The sequence below is a fragment of the Nocardia sp. NPDC006044 genome (assembly GCF_042871115.1).
GTDB lineage: Bacteria > Actinomycetota > Actinomycetes > Mycobacteriales > Mycobacteriaceae > Nocardia.
Genome location: NZ_JBIAID010000001.1, coordinates 262,165 through 279,948, shown reverse-complemented (window position 1 = coordinate 279,948; position 17,784 = coordinate 262,165). Strand labels below are relative to the sequence as shown.

Genomic DNA, 17,784 nt, shown 5'->3' with positions numbered 1-17,784 from the left:
CAACCCGGCGTGTCGCCGTGTCTCCATCCGCCTGCCGTGCCGCGACACGCCGGATGTACGCGTTTTCGTGACCGCACTGGATCGGCGGCCCGCCAACTCCACCGCACCCATGACAATTGCGCACGGGCCGCTGTTCGGACCCGAGCCACGCCACGGGTCGTACCCGTATGCGGCAATTGTATTCATTTGCCGGACACTCCGGAGCGGCTGCGCGCCAATAGTCGTTACTAGTGATTTGCTGAATTGGCACTACCGGCTTGGAGATTCACCCGTGGATACGAAAGGACCGAATCGACGATGCGGTACTTCATTCCTACCCTCGCGGCAGCCGCCTGTGCCCTGTTCTGTTTCGCCGCTCCGGCGCACGCCGTCGCCACCGACTGCGCTGCTCCCGACGCGCCGCCGATCTGCGCGACGCCGTCCAGCAGCTGGAAAACCCAGCCCGCCGGTTCCGTGCTATCGATGCCGCGCGCCGCGGTCAAGGCGCTGGCGATGACGCTGGTACCGCCGCATCATTTCTGGGCGTTCGACAACATCATCACCCGCGAAAGCGGTTGGAATGTCTTCGCCGTCAATCCGGAAAGCGGCGCCTATGGTCTCGGCCAAGCCCTGCCGCCGGAAAAGATGGGCACGCACGGCGCCGACTGGCCGTTCAATCCGGTCACGCAGATCCGCTGGACCTACGACTATATGAACAAGCGCTACGGCAGCCCGATCGGCGCCTGGGACTTCTGGCAGGCGCACCACTGGTACTGACCAGGTCAATCGTGTAATACCCGCTCGCGCAACGAGTTCAGGGTCTTGGACAGAATCCGCGAGACCTGCATCTGGGAGATGCCGAGGTGCTCGGCGATCTGGGTTTGCCGCTTGTCCTCGAAGAACCGCATGAACACCACCGCGCGCTCGCGTTCGGGTAATTCGGCGAGCAATTGCTTTACCGCGAGGGCGTTCTCGATCGCCTGATAGTCCGGTACTTCGACGTTGAGCGCGTCCAGCAGCGCGGCGCCGGCGCTCGGGCCTTCGGACGCCGCGTCGATCGATGAGGTCCGATAACCGTTGTGCGCGATCATCGCCTCGGTGACGTCGGCGAGGTCGACACCGAGCTCGGCGGCGATCTCGCTCGGTCGCGGCATCCGGCCGAGCCGTTGGAAAAGCACGTCGACCGCATCCACCACGCTGAGCTGAATATCCTTGAGCCGCCGAGGTACTCGTACCGCCCAGGCGTGGTCGCGGAAATGGCGGCGAACCTCGCCCATGATGGTCGGCACCGCGAAGGCGACGAAAGACGCGCCATAGGCGGGGTCATAACGGCCGACCGCGGCCACCAGGCCGACCCTGGCGGTCTGCAACAGGTCTTCGAAGTTCTCGCCGCGGCCCGCGTACCTGCGCGCGATGTGCTCGGCCAGCGGCAGGGACCGGGTGATCAGATCCAGACGCAAGGCCGTCCGGCGCGGGTCGTTCTCGGCCATCGCGGCGAGCTCTGCGAACAGCGGTTCCAGAGTCGTGTAGTCCTCGGTGCCGCGATAGGTGCGGGGCACGCGAGCGCGGGTGAGGGTCGACGTTTCGGTCACGGTGCTGCCTCGAATCCAGCTGAAGTCGACGACAGTCGCCGGATCCACACATCCATGGGCTCGAACCGGCTGCGTCATCGCGGCCGGAACCAGCGTTCGAATCGGCCGTTCTTCGAGTACACGCCCTCGGTCGCGCCATGTCAACACTGTAGGCCTACGTCATCTATCTACGTTGATATCAACTTGACCGTCATACGCGCGCGACCAGATCCACAACGGGTCCGGGCAGGGCCCGCATCATCTGGTAGGCGAGTCGCACCTCGAAGCCCGAGGACACCAGGCCGCGGTTGTGCGCGACGGCGGCGACCACCGACTTGGCAACGACGTCGGGATCGTGGCTGTAGCCGAAGGCCTTGCCGATCCAGTCCTGTTCGGCGATCGCGCTGCCGCGCAACCGACTTCGGGTATGGATACCGGTGTTGATCACACCGGGACAGATCACGCTCACACCGACCCGGTGCGCCGCCCAATCAGCGCGCAGGCAGCGCGACAGCATGATCACCGCGGACTTGGAGGCGCAGTACGTCGCCATCCGCCGGTTCGGCAGATAGCCTGCACCGGAAGCGATATTGACCACGTGCCCGTGTCTGCGCGCCACCATGCCCGCGCCGAAAATGTGGCAGCAGTTGACGACTCCGTCGAGGTTGATCGAACGTAGCCAGGCCCAGTCGTCGAGGGTGGTCTCGAGGAACGGGCCGCCCACGCCGACTCCGGCGTTGTTGACCAGGATGTCCACCGGTCCGATGTGGTCGGCGAGTTCGGCGACCGCCGCCGGGTCGGCCACATCGCAGTGGAAGGCCGAGCCGCGGCAGGCGGTCGCGGTGTCCTTCGCGGCGGACTCGTCTATGTCGACAGCGACGACGCTGGCACCGAGCGAGGCGTATCGGAGCGCGGTCGCCGCACCGATTCCCCGGCCCGCGCCGGTGATCACGACGACCGCGCCACGCGGGTCGATCCGCGTCATGACCGCGTCTCCGCCGGCGGTATCTCCCTGCGCCTGGCGATCATTCGCAGTCCGTCGCGCGGCCGCAGCGTCAATGTCGCCTCCGGAGCCACCGGATGCCCCGGCACCAGGTCGAAGACGAACTTCTGACTCATGATCGCGGTGATCAGCACCGACTCCATCACCGCGAAACTCGAGCCGATGCAGATCCGCTTACCGCCGCCGAACGGCAGGTACGCCGAGCGCGCCCGGTCACGCCCCGCACCGGGCAGGAAGCGCGCGGGATCGAATTCCTCGGGATTGGGCCACCAGCGCTCGTCGTGGTGGATGTGATGGGTCGGGATGATGACGGTGGTCCCTTTGCGAATGTGGTGGCCGTCGATCACGTCGTCCTCGATCGCCACCCGCGGAATCGCCCACGCCGGTGAGAAATAGCGCATCGCCTCCTGGAAACATGCTGCGGTCCAAGGCAATCGAGGCAGATCCGCCGCCGTCGGCCGCCTACCTTCCAGGACGGTGTCGACTTCGGCGAGCAAACGCGTTCTGGCGTCCGGGTTCAAGGCGAGCAGGTACCACATCCACGACAGCGCGTTGGCCGTTGTTTCGTGTCCGGCGAGCATGAAGGTGATCGCCTCGTTGCGCACCCGGCGCACCGGCAGGCCCCCCTCGTCGTCGGCGGCGTTCAGCAGGTGGTTGAGCAGATCCGGGCTATCCGTCGGATGCGCCCGCCGCTCGTTGACCACGTCCCACACCTCCTTGTCCAGGATCTGCGCGACGCGCTGAATCCGCCGGAACGGGGGCGGCAACGGAACGGGCGTCAGCGCCACCGCGGCGACCGCCCGCCAGACCCGCTTCGGCGGCGCGGCCACGATGAACAGGCGTTCCAGCCGCTCGGCGAAGCGCAACCCGTCGGTGACCAAATGCGACATGCCCACCGCGATACGCCCGAACTGCTGCCCGAACAGGGCGTTGCCGACGACGTTCAGCGTGAGTTCGACCATCGCACCGACCATGTCGAACTCCACCCGGCCGGGCTGCGCGTCGATCCCGGCGACGGTGGCCTCGATCGGCGCGATCATCAGATCGATCAGTCCGTGCAGGTGCCGCTTGGCGAACATCGGGGTGAGCATCGTGCGATGGCGCTGCCACGATTCGTCCTCGTCGGTGAACAGGCTGACCCCGAGCAGCGCGCGCAGCAGCTCGTATTCGAACGACTTGTGGTACTTGAGCCGGCCGGCGTGCAGCACGTGATCCACATAGCCGGGATTGGTGAACGCGACGAAACGCCTTGTCCCGGCGCGGAATCGAAGGATGTCGTGCCCCTTCGTCCGGCCGACCATCCCGCCCTCGTAGTCCAGGCCGATGGTCAGCGCTTCGATGGTCGCGACCAGAGTGCTGGTGCGCCCGGTGGGTTTCGGCCGCGGGCCGCGATCGTAGGTGATGGTTGCCATCGAGTCTCCTGTTCGAAGCAGACGACGAGCGAACCGAGGCTGCACCCCATTTTGGTGTCGCATGACACCATTGTCCGCGCGTGCCACCAGTTTGTGGGCGGCGGCCGCCGTTGTCAACAAGGAAACGTGGTACGAGCGGGAAGGGCTCGCTCTACGCTGAATCCGTGCGCCGGCTACTCCCGCTCTTGCTGTTATCCCTTGCCGCGTGCGGCGCCGAACCGGCCGCGGCCCCGCCGCCACCCACGACGACCACCGCCGCCTACGTCCGTACGCCGCTGGACTGCGCCAAGCTGACGGTGACCCCACTGACCGTGGAACCCGGCATCGGCTACATCTTCGGTACACACGCGGAGTGGCTGCCCAAGGGGCAGTACATCCGTATCCGAGTGGCAATCACCAACACCGACACCACTTTTCACACCACCCGGCCCGCCGACTATCAGCTGGACGACGCCGCCGATCACCCGCATCAGACCAGCGTCGACGCGATGGAGATCAAGCGCCAGCCGAACGAACTGGAAATCGGTGCCGGGAACCGGGTGGAAGTGGACCTCTGGTACGACATTCCGGTCGACACCGCGCCGAAACTGCTGCGCGACACCACCTGTACCACCACCATCCCGCTCCCCTAGCCACCGAGCGGAACGGGATCGCGCCTCGCGTCCCGTGCGCGTCAGGGAGTGGTGATGCCGGACCAGAGATCGCAGTGGTGGGTTCGGGTCAGGTCGGTGGTGGTGGTCTTCTCCGGTTGGAGGACCAGCGCTTGGTCCCCGGTGTGGCGGGGCCAGTCGGGCAGGCCACGCGAGTTCGGGTCGCCGGTGCGGACGAAAGCGGCCCAGTAGCGGATCATCCGGTCGGACAGTTCTTTTTGCGCCGGGGACGCGGGCCGCGGGGTCTGATCGAGGTCGAACAGGTAAGGCAGTTCGAAAGCGTGCGCGGCACCGAGCGGGAACGGGAGCGGGTTCGGCAAGCCGAGGATGTCCAGCGGTGCGGCGTTCTCGTCGGCGAATTCGTAGGAGTAGACCGGGGCGGTGCGGACCAGCGATTTCGCCATGCCCGCGGCGGGGCAGACGAAGATGTGGTCGGTCATCACCGCCGCCAAGGCCAGCGATGGCTGCGGGTAGTCCGCCAGCGGGTATTGCGCCGCCACGGCATCGGCGTGCGGCCCGAACATCTTCAGCTGCTCGGGATATTGCTCGGCGGTAATCGGCTGCCTGACCACGAAATTGGTGAACTCGTCGCGGTTCGCGCCGATCAGCACCGGCACCTTCGCGGCCTTGCCGCCGCGGAAGGCGGCAATCGGATTCTCCGGCAGCAAGGGCTGCCCGAAGATCGGTCCGGGCAGACCGACGCCGGCCTCGCCGGTGTACTGCAACATCTTCTCGGTCAGCTTCGCGGCGGGCAGCGCGCGCAGGCACTGCGCGGCCGCGGCGTCGGTGCCCGGACAACCGAGCGCCGCCGCGTACTCCTCGCTCCGTGCGACCGCGTTCTGCCGATCGACCTGCAATTCACACGGCCCGCTCTCCAGAATCGCGCCCTGGAACAACCTTTCGGACCCGGGCGAGACCAGGTGATCGCACACCGACATCGCGCCCGCGGACTCACCGGCGATGGTCACCTTGGCCGGATCGCCGCCGAACGCGGCGATGTTGTCGTGCACCCAGCGCAGCGCCGCCTGCTGATCCATCAGCCCGAAATTGCCCACCTGCCCGTCCGCGTGCGCGACCGCCGGATGCCCGAGGAACCCCAGCGCGCCGAGCCGATAGTTGATCGTCACCACCAGCATGTCGCCGGCCTGCACCAATTGCGAAGGGTTGTACGTGTTCCCGGCCCCCGCGGCGAACGCGCCACCATGGATCCACACCATCACCGGGCGCCGCTGCGGGGCGGTGCCCTTCGGGGTCCACACGTTCAAGAACAGGCAGTCCTCGCTACCGGCCAGCCCACCGGGAGCCCCGGATTGCAGGCACTGCTCCCCCGGTTTGGTCGCGTCCCGCTCCTGCGACCAGGGCGCGGGCGCCACCGGCGGCTTCCACCGCAACTCCCCCGTCGGCGCGGCCGCGTACGGAATCCCGGAGAACGAGCGGGTATTTCCGGTCAACTTCCCCCGCACCGGTCCCGACTGCGTCCGCACCACCACCGGGTCGTTCGACGGCGTCCCGCTGTCGTCGCCGCACGCTGTCACCGCGCCGAACGCCGCCACCGCCGCGACGACCAGCACCCCGGCCCGCGATGCGCGTGCACGCCACCAGGACTTGTCGGACTTCATCGCGGAGCCTCTCTGTCTGGTGCAGGCGGTCAGCGCTCGTCCGGCGCCCCCTGGTCGGCGGGCTTCGCGCCGATGAGCTCGCTGAACGTCTGCACGACTTGATCGTGGTATTCGCGGATCAGGGTCTCGATCATGTCGGATTCGGGGAGTTCGATCTCGGTTTTCGACTCCCATAGTTCCAGGAGCCGACGGCAGAGGACCACATGACCGGCGGGTTCCACCGGATCGTAAAAGGCTTGGCCTGCTTCGGGAATGGAAATCAGCATCTCGCCGACCGTATTGAACAGGCTCAGGTACCCCGGCTTGCCGAGCGCGGCGAAGACGCAGCGCAGCAGATGCAGCTCGGCGGCCATGATGTCGGCCAGCTCGGATTTCTCGGCGCCGATCAGCGATTCGAGGCGGCCGAGCGCGTGCACGGCGCGCGACATGTCGTAGCGGTGGGGTTCGGCGGCGATCGCGTGCAGGGCCCGCATGACCAGCATGTGATCGACGTCGATGATGTCGGCGAAGATCTCGGCGGCGCGGTCCGGCACCCGATGGGCGAAGCGGAACAGGAAACGCCAGGTGTCGATGCCGCCGTAGAGCTGGATGTCGCGCACCAGATAGCCGAGTCCGCGCCGCGCCTCGACGAAGCCCAGCGCGGCGAGCCGGCCGAGGGCGCTGTTGGCGGTCGGCGTGCTGACGCCGAACTCGGCGGACACCTGGCGCACCGACGGCAGCAGCTCACCGGGCTGATAGAGGCCCGCCGCGACGCGATAGGCGAGCTGCTCGGTGATGTCGTCGACGACCGTCGGTCTTGTCGTGGTCACCGTCGGATCGCTCGAGCCCCCGGTCGACGGTCGGCGCAGACCTGCGCCTGCTCGTAGCGGTAGTCGTCGAGCGGGAACCTGCGGTTGCCGCGCCTGGCCTCGAAGAAGCCGGACGGCCGCAGATAGGTGCTGTCGCCCTGGGAGTTCCGATAGTAGGTCGGCACGTGCGCGTTGAGCTCGTTGAAGTAGAACCGCACCGCCTCGGCCCGCTGGAGAGTGCGCGCGTGGTAGGCGTCGTGCGCGTCCTGACGCACCTCTACGACGACCGCGTTGCGGCGCAGGCCCTCCTTGATCGCCCGCACGGCGTGGTCGGCGGTCATCTCGATGAACGCGTGCCAGCCGCTGCCGGTCCACGAGTACGGGCCGACCAGGGTCCACCGGTTCGGCAGGCCCGGCACCGAAACGCTCTGGTAGGCCTGCATTCCGTGCTCGGTGTAGAACTTACCGAGGTCGAATCCGTTGCGCCCCACGATGGTTCCCGGCCGATAGGTCTCCGGGTCGGAGAACACCTCGTAACCCGTTGCGAGCACGATCATGTCGAACCTGTGCTCGACACCGTCACGGGTCTTGATGCCGCGCGCGGTGATCTTCTCGATCGGTTCGGTGGTCAGGGTGACGTTGTCCCGGTTGAATGCCCTCAGGTATCCGTTGGACATGGTCGGGCGCTTGGCGACGACGCCGAAGTCCGGCGCGAGTTGCTCCCGGGTGGCCGGGTCGTCGACGATCCGGTTCAGGTAGCGGCGATAGGCGGCGATGGTCCACCGGTCGAAGGCGGTCACGGCCGGGCGCACCACGCCCATCGGCGCGGCGACCGCGGCCCGCAACACCAGGTCGGCGACCACCAGCACACCGCCGTGCACCACCGCCTGCAATCCGGGTACGCCCAGTAGTCGCTTGCCCACCGGAGGCATGGCGAAGTCGGGCTTGGGCAGCGACCACACCGGGGTGCGCTGGAAGACACCTAGCTCGGCGACCTCGGGCGCGATGGACGGAATGATCTGCACCGCACTGGCGCCCGTGCCGATGATGCCGACCTTCTTGCCGGTGTGGTCGTAGTCGTGGTCCCAGTCGGACGGGCGCTGGATCTTGCCCTTGAACGACTTCCAGCCCGCGATGCCCGGATCCTCCCTGGGCCGGACGAACGCGCCGACCGCGCTGATCAGGAACCGCGTGGTGATGATCGTGCCGTCGGCGGTGTGCAGCTTCCAGTAGTTGCTGGTGTCGTCCCACTCCTCGCGCAGCACGTTCGTGTGGAACCGCAGGTGCGGGTAGAGGCCGAACTTGCGGGCCACGTCCATGTGGTACCGCTTCACCTCCGCGCCATAGGGGAAAACCCGGCTCCACTCGGAGTTGCGGGCGAACGAGTACTGGTAGGCGATGGCCGGAATGTCCACGCCCAGACCGGGATAGGTGTTCTCCTGCCAGCTGCCGCCGACCTCGTCGGCCCGCTCGATGATGACGAAGTCGCGGACGCCGGCCTGCTTCAGTTTCACGCCGGCCGCGAGTCCGCCCGGCCCGGCGCCGATCACGGCGACCTGATGATCGGGGGTGCTGACCTCGTCCGGCGACGGGGCGGAAAGGTTCACGGGCGTAGTCTTTCTCGTAGCTGGGTGGGTTCGGTGCGGAACGGGATCCGATCGGCGAGGCGATCGAGGCGATCGAGAAGTCCGTATTCGTCTATGGCGGTGCGGATATCGGGTTTCGCCGCGGCGGCCATCACCGCACGCACCGTGCCGGGGAACCAGCGTGCGAGCGGGTAGGAGATCCGGGACTCGAGCCGGATCGGCTCGACCGCGACGTTGCGGCGAATGGCGCGCACGATGAGCCGGCCCGCCTTGTCCGGGTGCATGCCCAGCCGCGCTTGACCTTTCAGCATCGTCTGGCGCGCGGCCGAGGACTGCTGCTCGTCCAGCACGGCCGACAGCCGCGCGGTGGCCGAGAGATTGGTGGCGATCAGGCCGGGACAGATCGCGGTGACCCCGATCCGGTGCGTCGCCAGTTCGGCCCGCAGACACTCGCTGAAGTGCTTCACCGCGTACTTGCCGATGCTGTAGGGCGCCGTGTACGGCGCGGCGGCGAACGCCGCCATGGACGCGACGTTGACCAGATGCCCGCCGCGGCCGCGCTCCACCATCTGCGCGCCGAAGATGCGGCAGCCGTGGATCATTGCCATCAGGTTGATGTCGATGATGCGGCGCAGATCCGCCGGCGGCACGTCGAGGAACGGGCCACCGACCAGGATGCCCGCGTTGTTGACCACCACGTCGGGCACGCCGTAATCGCCGCGGACCTGCCTGCCGAACTCCTCCAGCGCGGCGGTGTCGGCGACGTCGAGTCGATGCGCCGCGGCCAGACCGCCGAGCCCGCGGATCTCCGCGACCGCGTCCTGCGCGGCGTCGAGATCGATATCGGCGACAATGACTTCCGCGCCGACCGCCGCGAGCGCTGTGGCGGTGCCGCGCCCGATGCCACTGCCCGCGCCGGTGACCACCGCGATGCCGGGATGGAAGGGTTTCATGTTCGTCCTCGATTCGACGGAAGGCTCAGGCGGCGCGAGCGCGGCGGGCGAACCGGCGGCGGGCCGGAACACGGTGTACCGCACCGTTGACGGTTCGCTGGTTGAACGCGCCGATCTCGTCGATCGCCTGCCTGGCGTCCGGCAGCAGGTCGGCGGCGGCCTGGAAGACGTGAATCGCCTTGTCCCAGATCTGCATCGTGCAGGGCACGCCGGCTTCGGCGCAGCGTTGGGCGAGCGCCTCGGCGTCCGGGAGCAGCACCTCGGTGGAACCGACCTGGATGAAAACCGGTGGCAGGCCGGTGAAATCGTGATTCACCGGGCTCAGTTGCGGGTCGAGCGCGCCGTCCACCCACATGCCCAGCCGGGCCGGCAAGGCCAGTGCGGCCGAGCTGAGCATCGGATCGAGCCGATCGTTGGGATGTGCGTCGCGGCGGGATCGGTCGTAATCGGCCCACGGCGCGATCGCCACGATCGCGGCGGGCATCGGCAGGCCACGCTCGCGGACCGTCAGCGCCAGGCCGAAAGTCAGTCCGCCACCGGCGGAATCGCCGGCGAAGATGACGCGTTCGGCCGGAAAGCCCTGCGCGAGCAGCCATTCGTAGGATTCGACGCAGTCCTGGATGGTGTCGGCCAGCCGCGCCTTCGGCAGTTGCCGATAGTCGACGTTGAACACCGGCATGCCGCTGGCCCGGCCGATCCGCGCGACCAGGCGACGATGCGAGTTCAGGCCGCACGCCACCAGCCCGCCGCCGTGGAAGTAGAGGATGGCGCTGTCGTTGACCTCCGTCGGATTCGGCGCATCCCGATGCCACACCCACTCGGCCCGGAAGTGCTCGAAAAGCATTGACCGCGTGCGGGTTCCGCGCGGCGGGAGCAACGGCGCGGCCAGCGGATCGAGCAGATTGCTGACGTGGAAATTGCGCGCGTCGCGGAACGGGAGCCCCCGACTCGCCAGGGCCACGATGACGTTCATCCCCATCCGCAAGGTCGCGTAGGACAGGGGGTGCGCGATGCGGAGCGCGAGGCTCGCACGGCGCGGCAGCTCGATCGTCACCGTCGAAGCAGGGGGCCGGGCCAGTGCCGGTGGCGTCGTCGGCATATGCGTCTCCTTCTTCCCGGCGGCATTGCCGTTGTCGGCGCTGTGTAACACAGTGTAGATTGTCTGAGACAGTAGCACGAGCCAGCGCTCAGCGGAACCGAGGTAAGAGATGGCCGAGTTCAACGACAAACTGGTGATCGTGACCGGCGCGGGTAGCGGCATCGGCCGCGCGACCGCCGTTCGATTCGCGAAAGCCGGTGCGCGCGTGGTCGTCAGCGATGTCAACAAGGACACCGCCCACGCCACCGCCGAGGCGATCGGCAAGCACGCCTACGCCTACACGGTCGACGTCTCAGACGATGCCGCGATGGCATCCTTCGCCGCCGAGGTGCACGAGGCGCACGGGCACCCGTCGGTGCTGGTCAACAACGCCGGCTACACCACGGCCGGACCGTTCCTCGGGCACAGCGTCGCGGACTGGGACCGGATCATGGGCGTGAACTTCTGGGGCGTGGTGCACGGCTGCCGCCTCTTCGGACGGCAGATGCTGGACGCGGGTCACGGCGGACGGATCCTCAACGTGACCTCCCCGGCGGCGGTGCTGCCGATTCCGCTCAGCACCGCGTACTGCACGAGCAAGGCCGCCGCGCAGATGCTCACCGAATGCCTGCGCCTGGAATTCGCCGGCACCGGCATCGGTGTCACGGCGGTGCTGCCCGCGTTCATCAACACCGGGTTCTACCCGAACGCGCGGCTCGTCGGGCTCGACGAAGCGCAGGGTATTCGCGGCCGGAACATCTCGGTGCTCGCCGCCGGGCTGGTGGCGCGCAGCCCGGAAACGGTAGCGCGCAACATCGTTCGCATCGCCGGGCGCAACCCCGCGATCGCGCCGACCCCGTTCGAGGCGCGGGTCGCCTGCGCGGCGAGCCGCGTCTCCCCGGCCGGCGCGCGCCTCGCCGCCCGGTTCATGGACATCGAGGGACTGCTCGACACGGCCGAGCGATTCGTCCCCGACGCGCTTCTGCGCCGCCTCGACGCCGCCGCCGCCCGCGCGGTAGCGGCCCGCGACTAGCGCGAAGCGCTGCCGGTGGACGGGCGGTGCCGCCACGCGTCGCAGACCGCCGGGTCGGCGCCGGGACGGTCCGCGCCGTTGCGGGCACAGCCCCTGGCGTTGTAGCCGTCCCGGTCGAACCCGGACCGGTCATAGCCCCATCGGTCGTAGCCGAAGCGGTTGTACCCGGACCGGTCGTAGCCGGAGACGTCGAAGCCGTCCGCCCCGTAAGGATCACCGTCGAGGCCACCGCCGGAGCGATGGAGGGAACCGCCGTCCGGCCCGGTGTCGAGGGTGCCGTCTGGATTGACACAGCCGACGTCGGCCGGGAGCCCGCACGGGACGGCAGAGGCCGCCGGGATGATCACCGCCGCCGGAGCCAGCGCCACCGTCGCGGCGACCGCGGTCCGCACCAAGGCCCGCCGGGTCCGACCGGAAAGCACACTGTTCATCCATCGACCTCTTGTCCGCCGGGAACGCACACGTCGCGTTCGAATTCGCGAAAACCCTTCCCGCCGGAAGCGTTTCCGGTCGCGACTGGGTTTCTAATGCATTGGCTCGCAGTAGTTTTCGGTCTGCGGGCCGTACGTGTCGAAAATATCCGAAACGAATCTGTTTCCGCCTCAGGGGAATCCCCCATTTCGCCATCCGCCACTGGACGTACTCTTCCCGGTGAATCGCACGGCCAGCACATCGTTCTACCCTCCGTCCGCCATTGCGACCGATCGGTCGGACTTATTGCGATAGGATGATCCACATGACGAACAGGCACCCTGCCGACGGGCGCCGAGCGCGCGGTGACCGATCCAGAACGGCGGTGCTCGACGCGGTGGTCTCGATGGCCTCCGTCGCCGGACTCGGCGCGCTGAGCATGGGTCAGGTCGCCGCCGAGGCGGGCGTGAGCAAGTCCGGCCTGTTCTCGCTCTGGCGGGACAAGGAAGAGCTGCAGCTGGCGGCCATCGAACGCGCTCGCGCGCAGTGGGCCGAACGGGTGGTCGCGCCCGCGCTCAAAGCCCCGGCCGGCGTGCCCCAGCTGTGGGCGCTGCACGAATCACGCCTGGCGTTCTACACCGACCTGGTGCTGCCCGGCGGTTGTTTCTTCGTCGCCATCCAGCACGAGTTCGACGACCAGCCCGGCGCGGTGCACGACCGGCTCGTCGTCTTGGCCACCGAGTGGGACGCGTTCGTCCACTCCATCATTCGCACCGCGCTCGACACCGGGCAGCTGCGGCCGGACACCGATCCCGGCGTCCTCGCCTTCGAACTCGACGCACTCGGCTACGCCGCGATCAGCCGCGCCCGGCTGCTCGCGCACGACGCCACGTTCGCCCAGGCACGGGCCGCCATGCTCGGCCGGCTGCGGGCCTACAGCACCGATCCGTCGATCCTGCCCGAATCCTGACACCGGAACTCCGGCCGCCAGGCGTTCCCGCGGACACTCGGATAGCCGCCCGATCGACACGCCAGGGCCAGGGCGTATGTTCGAGGGACAGTTTCCCTGCCGCGAACCGGCAGAAGGGGTGGTGCGAGGGTGCAGGCCGAGCCAGCGAGACCCGCCGATCGGGGTCCCGCCATAGCGCCGGATTCGACCAGGCTGCATACGTTTTCGACCGGTACACCGCCGGGTCTGCGCTGCGTGGGTCAGGTCGATCTCGGCACGCACGATGCCTGGGAAACCGCACTCGCCGAACTACCCGCGGCTCCGGACATCCATTTGGAGTTGTCCGAGCTCACCTTCATCGACACGCACGGCACCCTGATACTGCTGGAAGCCACGAATCAGGCGGCGAAGGGACGCAGGCTCGTGCTGCACAACCCGCCCGTGACGCTGGTCCGCATCCTGGAGCTGTTCTGGCCGTCGCTCCCGACAATCGAGGTAGACCGCGCATGACCGTCACCACCGCCGGATCGCACCCCGCCGATCCCTTCGCGCACCCGGCGCTGTTCTACAGCAACACCGAGGAGTACCTGGCGGGCACCGTCGGGTTCATTCGAAAAGGCCTGGCCAACGACGAACCGGTCGCGGTCGCGGTCCCCGGACCCAACCTGGAACTGATTCGCGACGAACTCGGCGCCGACGCCGGCGCGGTCCGGCTGATGGACATGACCGTCGAAGGCCGCAATCCCGGTCGCATCATTCCGGGCGTACTGCGCGCGTTCGCCGACGCCTACCCGACCGGCCGCGTGCGGATCATCGGCGAACCGATCTGGGCCGGCCGGTCCGCGGCGGAGTACCCGGCGTGCGTCCAGCACGAGGCGCTGATCAATGCGGCGTTCACCGGTCGCGCGGTCACCATCCTGTGCCCGTACGACACCGAACGCCTCGACCCGACCGTGCTGGTCGACGCGCACGCCACGCATCCGACCCTGATCGACAGCAACGGCGAACGACCGAGCGACGCCTACGATCCCGATCGCATAGTCGCCTCGTACAACAAGCCGCTCGCGCCCCCGCCGGCGATCGCGCAGGTGATCGCCTTCGATGCCGCCTCGCTCACCGAGACCAGGCACCGGGCCGGTGAATTCGCCACGCGGGCGGGCATGCTCGACGACCGCGTCATCGATCTGGAATTGGTCATCGCCGAAACCATCACCAATTCGGTGGTGCACGGCGGCGGCAGCGGAACGCTGGCGCTCTGGATCGAGGGCAGGCAGCTACGCGCGCAGGTCCGCGACGCCGGAAACATCACCGATCCGCTCGCGGGGCGCCTGCCCCCGAAACCGTTCCAATTCGGCGGCCGCGGACTGCTTTTGGTGAACCACCTCTGCGACCTGGTGCGCATCCACACCGGCGTGCACGGCACCACCATCCAGATGGATCTGCGCCTGGCCTGAGCGGCCGAAGCCGGGCGCGGCGCCCGCCGGGCCTGCGCCCGGAGATCGAATACCTGGACCACAAAGACACCGTGGCCGACATGCTCGCCATGTTCCCCGGCGCCGGCCCCGAGGTGCTGCCCGACGGCGAAGGCTGGGCACTGGAATGGATCCGGCTGACCACCCACTGCGGCACCCATATGGACGCGCCCTACCACTACGCCTCCACCATGGACAACGGACGGCGCGCGATCACCATCGACGAGGTGCCGCTGGAATGGTGTTTCCAGCCCGGCGTGAAACTGGACTTCCGCGACCTGCCCGACGGCTACGTGGTGACGCCCGACGACGTGGACGCCGAACTCGCGCGGATCGGGCACACGCTCAGTCCGCTGGAGATCGTCATCATCAACACCAGCGCGGGCGTCCGGTACGGCGAGGACGACTACCTCACCCGCGGCTGCGGCATGGGCCGGGACGCGACATTGCACCTACTCCGGCAAGGCATTCGGGTCACCGGCACCGACGCGTGGAGCTGGGACGCGCCGTTCGGCTACACCGCGCGCCGGTTCGCCGAGACCGGGGACGGCTCGATCATCTGGGAGGGCCACAAGGCGGGACGCGAGATCGGCTACTGCCACCTGGAGAAGCTGCACAACCTGGAAGCATTGCCCGCCAACGGTTTCCGGATCTCCTGCTTCCCGCACAAGATCCACGCCGCGTCCGCGGGCTGGACCAGGGCGGTGGCGATCATCGAGGACTGACCTCGGGAAAAGCGTTCTGGGCTCGGCTCTCCGCCATCAACCGCTCCAGCAGGCCCGCGGCGTACTCGATCCGCGCGTCTTCCAGTTCCGGCCTCGGATAGGTGGAACGGAAGATCGCCTCGCCGTCGAACATGTGCACCACCGAGGTCGCCAGCAGGCGGGCCACGTCGGCAGGCAGGGCGGGGGCGAGCGCCGCGACCGCGACCCGCTCGACATCGTCGAGCAGCGCGGTGGCGACCGGGGCGAGCCTGGTCCGCAGCTCCGGCTCGGTGCGCGCGGCGACCAGCAGTTCGAACCAGACGGTGTTGGTCTCCTGCCGGATCTGGTTGCGGGCCCGATGCAGGATATGGGTCATATTCAGTGGCTCACCGGTGTTTTCGCGGGCACGGATGTTCTCGAACGCGAGCATGTGCCTGCGGCCGACCTCCTCGGCGGCGGCCACCACCAGATCGGTCCGCGAGTCGAAGTGCCGGAAGATGCCGCCCTTGGATACGCCGGCCCGGCGGCTGATCTCGCCGAGCGAGGCATTGTGATAGCCGACCTCGGCGATCGCCTCGATGGTGGCCTCGACGAGCTTGCCGATGGTGGCGGCGCGGCGCTCAGCTTGGGTTCGGCGCGGTGCTCGATTTCGGCGCGGTGGCGCGCTCACCGCGCCTGGGACCGGAGAAAACGTCCGGTGCGGCCGGTGCCGAGGATCGGCGCGGGCGCGCCGTCGCCGAAGACGTACCGGCCGCCGATGAAGACGGCCGAGACCGCCCCGTCATTGCGATTCACCATGCGAGACAGGTTGTCATACTGGGCGACGGGGCTCTCGGCGTAGGCGTCCAGCGAGTCATCCAGGTGCGCCGGATCGATGATCACCAGGTCCGCGCGATCGCCCTCGCGCAGGTGCCCGGCGTCGATGCCGTACCAGTCGGCCAGCTCGCCGGTGAGCCGATGCACCGCGCGCTCCAGCGAGATGAACGGCTGCCCGGACCGCTCGGCATCGTGCACCCGGCGCAGGAAGCGCAGCCCGAAGTTGTAGAAAGCCATGTTCCGCAGGTGCGCGCCCGCGTCCGAAAAGCCCAGCTGCACTCCGGGATCCGCGCCGAGCCTGGTCAGGAACTTCGGCCGATGATTGGAAATCGTGGTGCGCCAGCGCAGTTTGGTGCCGTGCGCGACCACCAGATCGAGGAACGCGTCCACCGGATGCACGCCGCCACGATCCAGGCCGACCTGTCCGAACGTCTTGCCGATCACCGAATCGTCCGGGCAGGCCACGATTTCGGCGTCGAAGAAGTCGCGGTGCCAGACCCGCAGCCCGAACTTGGTGTCGTAGTCCTTGCGGAACTGCCGCCGATAAGTCTCGTCCTGCATCAGGGCGTCGCGCTCGACCCGGTCGGCGAGGTGCAACGCCGCGGCGCCGGAACCGAACTCCTCGAAGATCACCAGGTCGATGCCGTCGGCGTACACCTCGAACGGCACCGGCAGGTGCTGCCAGCGGAAGTCGCCGCCGAGCGCGTTCAGCACCCGCGCGATCGGGCCCATGATGTAGACCAGCGCCGGGTTGGCCTTGATGTCGGCGGCCGAGAGCAGCGTGGTCTTCAGGCGCTTGCGGAAGATGCCCAGGCTGCTCAGCGTCATCGCGGCTATGCTGCGCACCGAGGCGATGTCCGGACCCGCCTGCAACACCCGGCGCCGCCGGCGCAGAATGGCGTTGAGCCGCCGCCGTTCCCTGGCCTTGGCATAGGTCGACGGCAGGGTGCGTGAGCGGCAGGTGTCGCCGTCGAGTTTGTCGAAAAGCAGTTGCTGCTGCGACATTCCGACGAAGCCCGCGTCCAGCGCCTCGGTCAGCGCCGTTTCCATCGCCGCCTGCTCGGCCGCGGTGGGCCGGACCTCCTTGCGGGTGGCCCGATCGAGCCCCATCTGCGCCGTGCGGATATCCGAATGACCGAGCATGGCAGCGATATTCGGGCCGAGCGGCAGCTCCTCCAGCGCCGCGATGTACTCCCGCGCCGAGCGCCAGGTCTTGGTCTCCTCGATGGTCTCGATGACGTGCCTGCGCGGGATCGCCTCGACCCGGCCGAACAGATCGCCCGCGTCGGTCGGCCCGACATGCACGGTCGAGAGCGAGCACGAGCCGAGCAGCACCGTGGTGATGCCATGGCGCACCGACTCGGCGAGCGCGGGCGTCTTCAGCACCTCGATGTCGTAGTGCGTGTGGATATCGACCATGCCGGGGACCACCCATTTACCCGCGGCGTCGATGACGTTCGGGCAGCCGGTCTCGTCGAGCGGCTGTGCCGATACCGCGACGACCCGATCGCCGCGCAGTCCGAGGTGGCGGGTCGCGGAGGCGGAACCGGTGCCGTCGAACCAGCGGCCGGCCCTGATGATCGTGTCGTAGCTCACTCATACATTGCAACCGATCGGTTGCTAACCGTCAAGGACGAGTTCGCCCGACCGCCTCCCTCAGCTAACGATTCGGCGTGCCGTGCGGCCGACTCGGTGGCGCACGGACCCGTCACGGGACACACTTGACGGCGTGAATCGCATGCCATACGGCCCGATCGCCG

The 17,784-nt window shown here is 68.1% G+C and carries 18 protein-coding genes; 7 read left to right on the top strand and 11 right to left on the bottom strand.

From position 1 onward, the window contains the following. Positions 1 to 297: 297 nt before the first annotated feature. Entirely contained in the window at positions 298 to 756 is a 459-nt protein-coding gene (locus ACFYO1_RS01385; protein WP_387226023.1) for a lytic transglycosylase domain-containing protein, read from the top strand. Between the two features lie 5 nt (positions 757 to 761). Here ACFYO1_RS01385 and ACFYO1_RS01380 read toward each other — a convergent pair whose 3' ends face one another. From ACFYO1_RS01380 to ACFYO1_RS01370, 3 genes are all read right to left on the bottom strand, one after another. Then, entirely contained in the window at positions 762 to 1,571 is an 810-nt protein-coding gene (locus ACFYO1_RS01380; RefSeq protein WP_387226022.1) for a SigB/SigF/SigG family RNA polymerase sigma factor, read from the bottom strand. 190 nt (positions 1,572 to 1,761) lie between these two features. Next, positions 1,762 to 2,535: an SDR family NAD(P)-dependent oxidoreductase gene (locus ACFYO1_RS01375; protein WP_387226021.1), complete on the bottom strand. Its 774-nt coding sequence runs from the start codon at positions 2,533 to 2,535 to the stop codon at positions 1,762 to 1,764. Continuing rightward, positions 2,532 to 3,965 carry a cytochrome P450 gene (locus ACFYO1_RS01370; RefSeq protein ID WP_387226019.1) on the bottom strand — a complete coding sequence of 478 codons (1,434 nt, stop codon included), beginning with the start codon at positions 3,963 to 3,965 and terminating at the stop codon, positions 2,532 to 2,534. Before ACFYO1_RS01370 ends, ACFYO1_RS01375 begins: the two co-directional genes overlap by 4 nt. A 164-nt stretch (positions 3,966 to 4,129) precedes the next feature. On the opposite strand from ACFYO1_RS01370, the gene ACFYO1_RS01365 reads away from it, so the two are divergent. Further along, positions 4,130 to 4,597, top strand: coding sequence for a hypothetical protein (locus ACFYO1_RS01365; RefSeq protein ID WP_387226018.1), 468 nt, complete (start codon positions 4,130 to 4,132; stop codon positions 4,595 to 4,597). Between the two features lie 41 nt (positions 4,598 to 4,638). Here ACFYO1_RS01365 and ACFYO1_RS01360 read toward each other — a convergent pair whose 3' ends face one another. Genes ACFYO1_RS01360 through ACFYO1_RS01340 form a run of 5 tightly spaced genes read right to left on the bottom strand, consistent with a single transcriptional unit; the run spans position 4,639 to position 10,660 of the window. Then, a complete protein-coding gene (locus tag ACFYO1_RS01360) occupies positions 4,639 to 6,234 on the bottom strand; it encodes a carboxylesterase/lipase family protein (protein WP_387226016.1) in 1,596 nt (531 codons plus the stop codon). Between the two features lie 29 nt (positions 6,235 to 6,263). Next, a complete protein-coding gene (locus ACFYO1_RS01355) occupies positions 6,264 to 7,043 on the bottom strand; it encodes a GntR family transcriptional regulator (protein ID WP_387226015.1) in 780 nt (259 codons plus the stop codon). Then, positions 7,040 to 8,629, bottom strand: a complete 1,590-nt coding sequence (locus ACFYO1_RS01350) for a flavin-containing monooxygenase (protein ID WP_387226012.1) — start codon at positions 8,627 to 8,629, stop codon at positions 7,040 to 7,042. The genes ACFYO1_RS01355 and ACFYO1_RS01350 overlap by 4 nt, the downstream gene beginning before the upstream one ends. Then, positions 8,626 to 9,561 (bottom strand): SDR family NAD(P)-dependent oxidoreductase, encoded by a 936-nt coding sequence (locus ACFYO1_RS01345; RefSeq protein WP_387226011.1) that lies wholly within the window; start codon positions 9,559 to 9,561, stop codon positions 8,626 to 8,628. Before ACFYO1_RS01345 ends, ACFYO1_RS01350 begins: the two co-directional genes overlap by 4 nt. Before the next feature lie 25 nt (positions 9,562 to 9,586). After that, positions 9,587 to 10,660, bottom strand: a complete 1,074-nt coding sequence (locus tag ACFYO1_RS01340; RefSeq protein ID WP_387231634.1) for an alpha/beta hydrolase — start codon at positions 10,658 to 10,660, stop codon at positions 9,587 to 9,589. 109 nt (positions 10,661 to 10,769) lie between these two features. Between ACFYO1_RS01340 and ACFYO1_RS01335 the strand changes: the two genes are divergently transcribed. Further along, positions 10,770 to 11,672: an SDR family NAD(P)-dependent oxidoreductase gene (locus ACFYO1_RS01335; protein WP_387226009.1), complete on the top strand. Its 903-nt coding sequence runs from the start codon at positions 10,770 to 10,772 to the stop codon at positions 11,670 to 11,672. Here ACFYO1_RS01335 and ACFYO1_RS01330 read toward each other — a convergent pair. Further along, positions 11,669 to 12,103: a hypothetical protein gene (locus tag ACFYO1_RS01330; protein ID WP_387226008.1), complete on the bottom strand. Its 435-nt coding sequence runs from the start codon at positions 12,101 to 12,103 to the stop codon at positions 11,669 to 11,671. The two genes, ACFYO1_RS01335 and ACFYO1_RS01330, sit on opposite strands and share 4 nt — an antisense overlap. 305 nt (positions 12,104 to 12,408) lie before the next feature. On the opposite strand from ACFYO1_RS01330, the gene ACFYO1_RS01325 reads away from it, so the two are divergent. From ACFYO1_RS01325 to ACFYO1_RS01310, 4 genes are all read left to right on the top strand, one after another. Beyond that, positions 12,409 to 13,053 (top strand): TetR/AcrR family transcriptional regulator, encoded by a 645-nt coding sequence (locus ACFYO1_RS01325; protein ID WP_387226006.1) that lies wholly within the window; start codon positions 12,409 to 12,411, stop codon positions 13,051 to 13,053. 234 nt (positions 13,054 to 13,287) lie between these two features. Continuing rightward, the gene (locus ACFYO1_RS01320; RefSeq protein WP_387226004.1) at positions 13,288 to 13,542 is read left to right on the top strand and encodes an STAS domain-containing protein; all 255 of its coding nucleotides are present in this window, start codon (positions 13,288 to 13,290) and stop codon (positions 13,540 to 13,542) included. Further along, the gene (locus ACFYO1_RS01315; protein WP_387226002.1) at positions 13,539 to 14,486 is read left to right on the top strand and encodes an anti-sigma factor RsbA family regulatory protein; all 948 of its coding nucleotides are present in this window, start codon (positions 13,539 to 13,541) and stop codon (positions 14,484 to 14,486) included. The genes ACFYO1_RS01320 and ACFYO1_RS01315 overlap by 4 nt, the downstream gene beginning before the upstream one ends. A gap of 80 nt (positions 14,487 to 14,566) precedes the next feature. Next, positions 14,567 to 15,229 carry a cyclase family protein gene (locus ACFYO1_RS01310; RefSeq protein WP_387231632.1) on the top strand — a complete coding sequence of 221 codons (663 nt, stop codon included), beginning with the start codon at positions 14,567 to 14,569 and terminating at the stop codon, positions 15,227 to 15,229. On the opposite strand, the gene ACFYO1_RS01305 is transcribed toward ACFYO1_RS01310, so the two are convergent. After that, positions 15,216 to 15,878 (bottom strand): TetR/AcrR family transcriptional regulator, encoded by a 663-nt coding sequence (locus ACFYO1_RS01305; RefSeq protein ID WP_387226001.1) that lies wholly within the window; start codon positions 15,876 to 15,878, stop codon positions 15,216 to 15,218. The two genes, ACFYO1_RS01310 and ACFYO1_RS01305, sit on opposite strands and share 14 nt — an antisense overlap. After that, positions 15,875 to 17,620, bottom strand: coding sequence for an amidohydrolase family protein (locus ACFYO1_RS01300; protein WP_387225999.1), 1,746 nt, complete (start codon positions 17,618 to 17,620; stop codon positions 15,875 to 15,877). Before ACFYO1_RS01300 ends, ACFYO1_RS01305 begins: the two co-directional genes overlap by 4 nt. Positions 17,621 to 17,784: the final 164 nt, after the last annotated feature.

What these genes read in the sequence shown, in the direction of transcription:
- ACFYO1_RS01315 (WP_387226002.1), top strand. Translation starts at nt 13,539, where the DNA reads ATGACCGTCACCACCGCCGGATCGCACCCCGCCGATCCCTTCGCGCAC.
- ACFYO1_RS01345 (WP_387226011.1), bottom strand. Translation starts at nt 9,561, where the DNA reads ATGAAACCCTTCCATCCCGGCATCGCGGTGGTCACCGGCGCGGGCAGT.
- ACFYO1_RS01335 (WP_387226009.1), top strand. Translation starts at nt 10,770, where the DNA reads ATGGCCGAGTTCAACGACAAACTGGTGATCGTGACCGGCGCGGGTAGC.
- ACFYO1_RS01375 (WP_387226021.1), bottom strand. Translation starts at nt 2,535, where the DNA reads ATGACGCGGATCGACCCGCGTGGCGCGGTCGTCGTGATCACCGGCGCG.
- ACFYO1_RS01370 (WP_387226019.1), bottom strand. Translation starts at nt 3,965, where the DNA reads ATGGCAACCATCACCTACGATCGCGGCCCGCGGCCGAAACCCACCGGG.
- ACFYO1_RS01360 (WP_387226016.1), bottom strand. Translation starts at nt 6,234, where the DNA reads ATGAAGTCCGACAAGTCCTGGTGGCGTGCACGCGCATCGCGGGCCGGG.
- ACFYO1_RS01330 (WP_387226008.1), bottom strand. Translation starts at nt 12,103, where the DNA reads ATGAACAGTGTGCTTTCCGGTCGGACCCGGCGGGCCTTGGTGCGGACC.
- ACFYO1_RS01340 (WP_387231634.1), bottom strand. Translation starts at nt 10,660, where the DNA reads ATGCCGACGACGCCACCGGCACTGGCCCGGCCCCCTGCTTCGACGGTG.
- ACFYO1_RS01385 (WP_387226023.1), top strand. Translation starts at nt 298, where the DNA reads ATGCGGTACTTCATTCCTACCCTCGCGGCAGCCGCCTGTGCCCTGTTC.
- ACFYO1_RS01310 (WP_387231632.1), top strand. Translation starts at nt 14,567, where the DNA reads ATGCTCGCCATGTTCCCCGGCGCCGGCCCCGAGGTGCTGCCCGACGGC.
- ACFYO1_RS01325 (WP_387226006.1), top strand. Translation starts at nt 12,409, where the DNA reads ATGACGAACAGGCACCCTGCCGACGGGCGCCGAGCGCGCGGTGACCGA.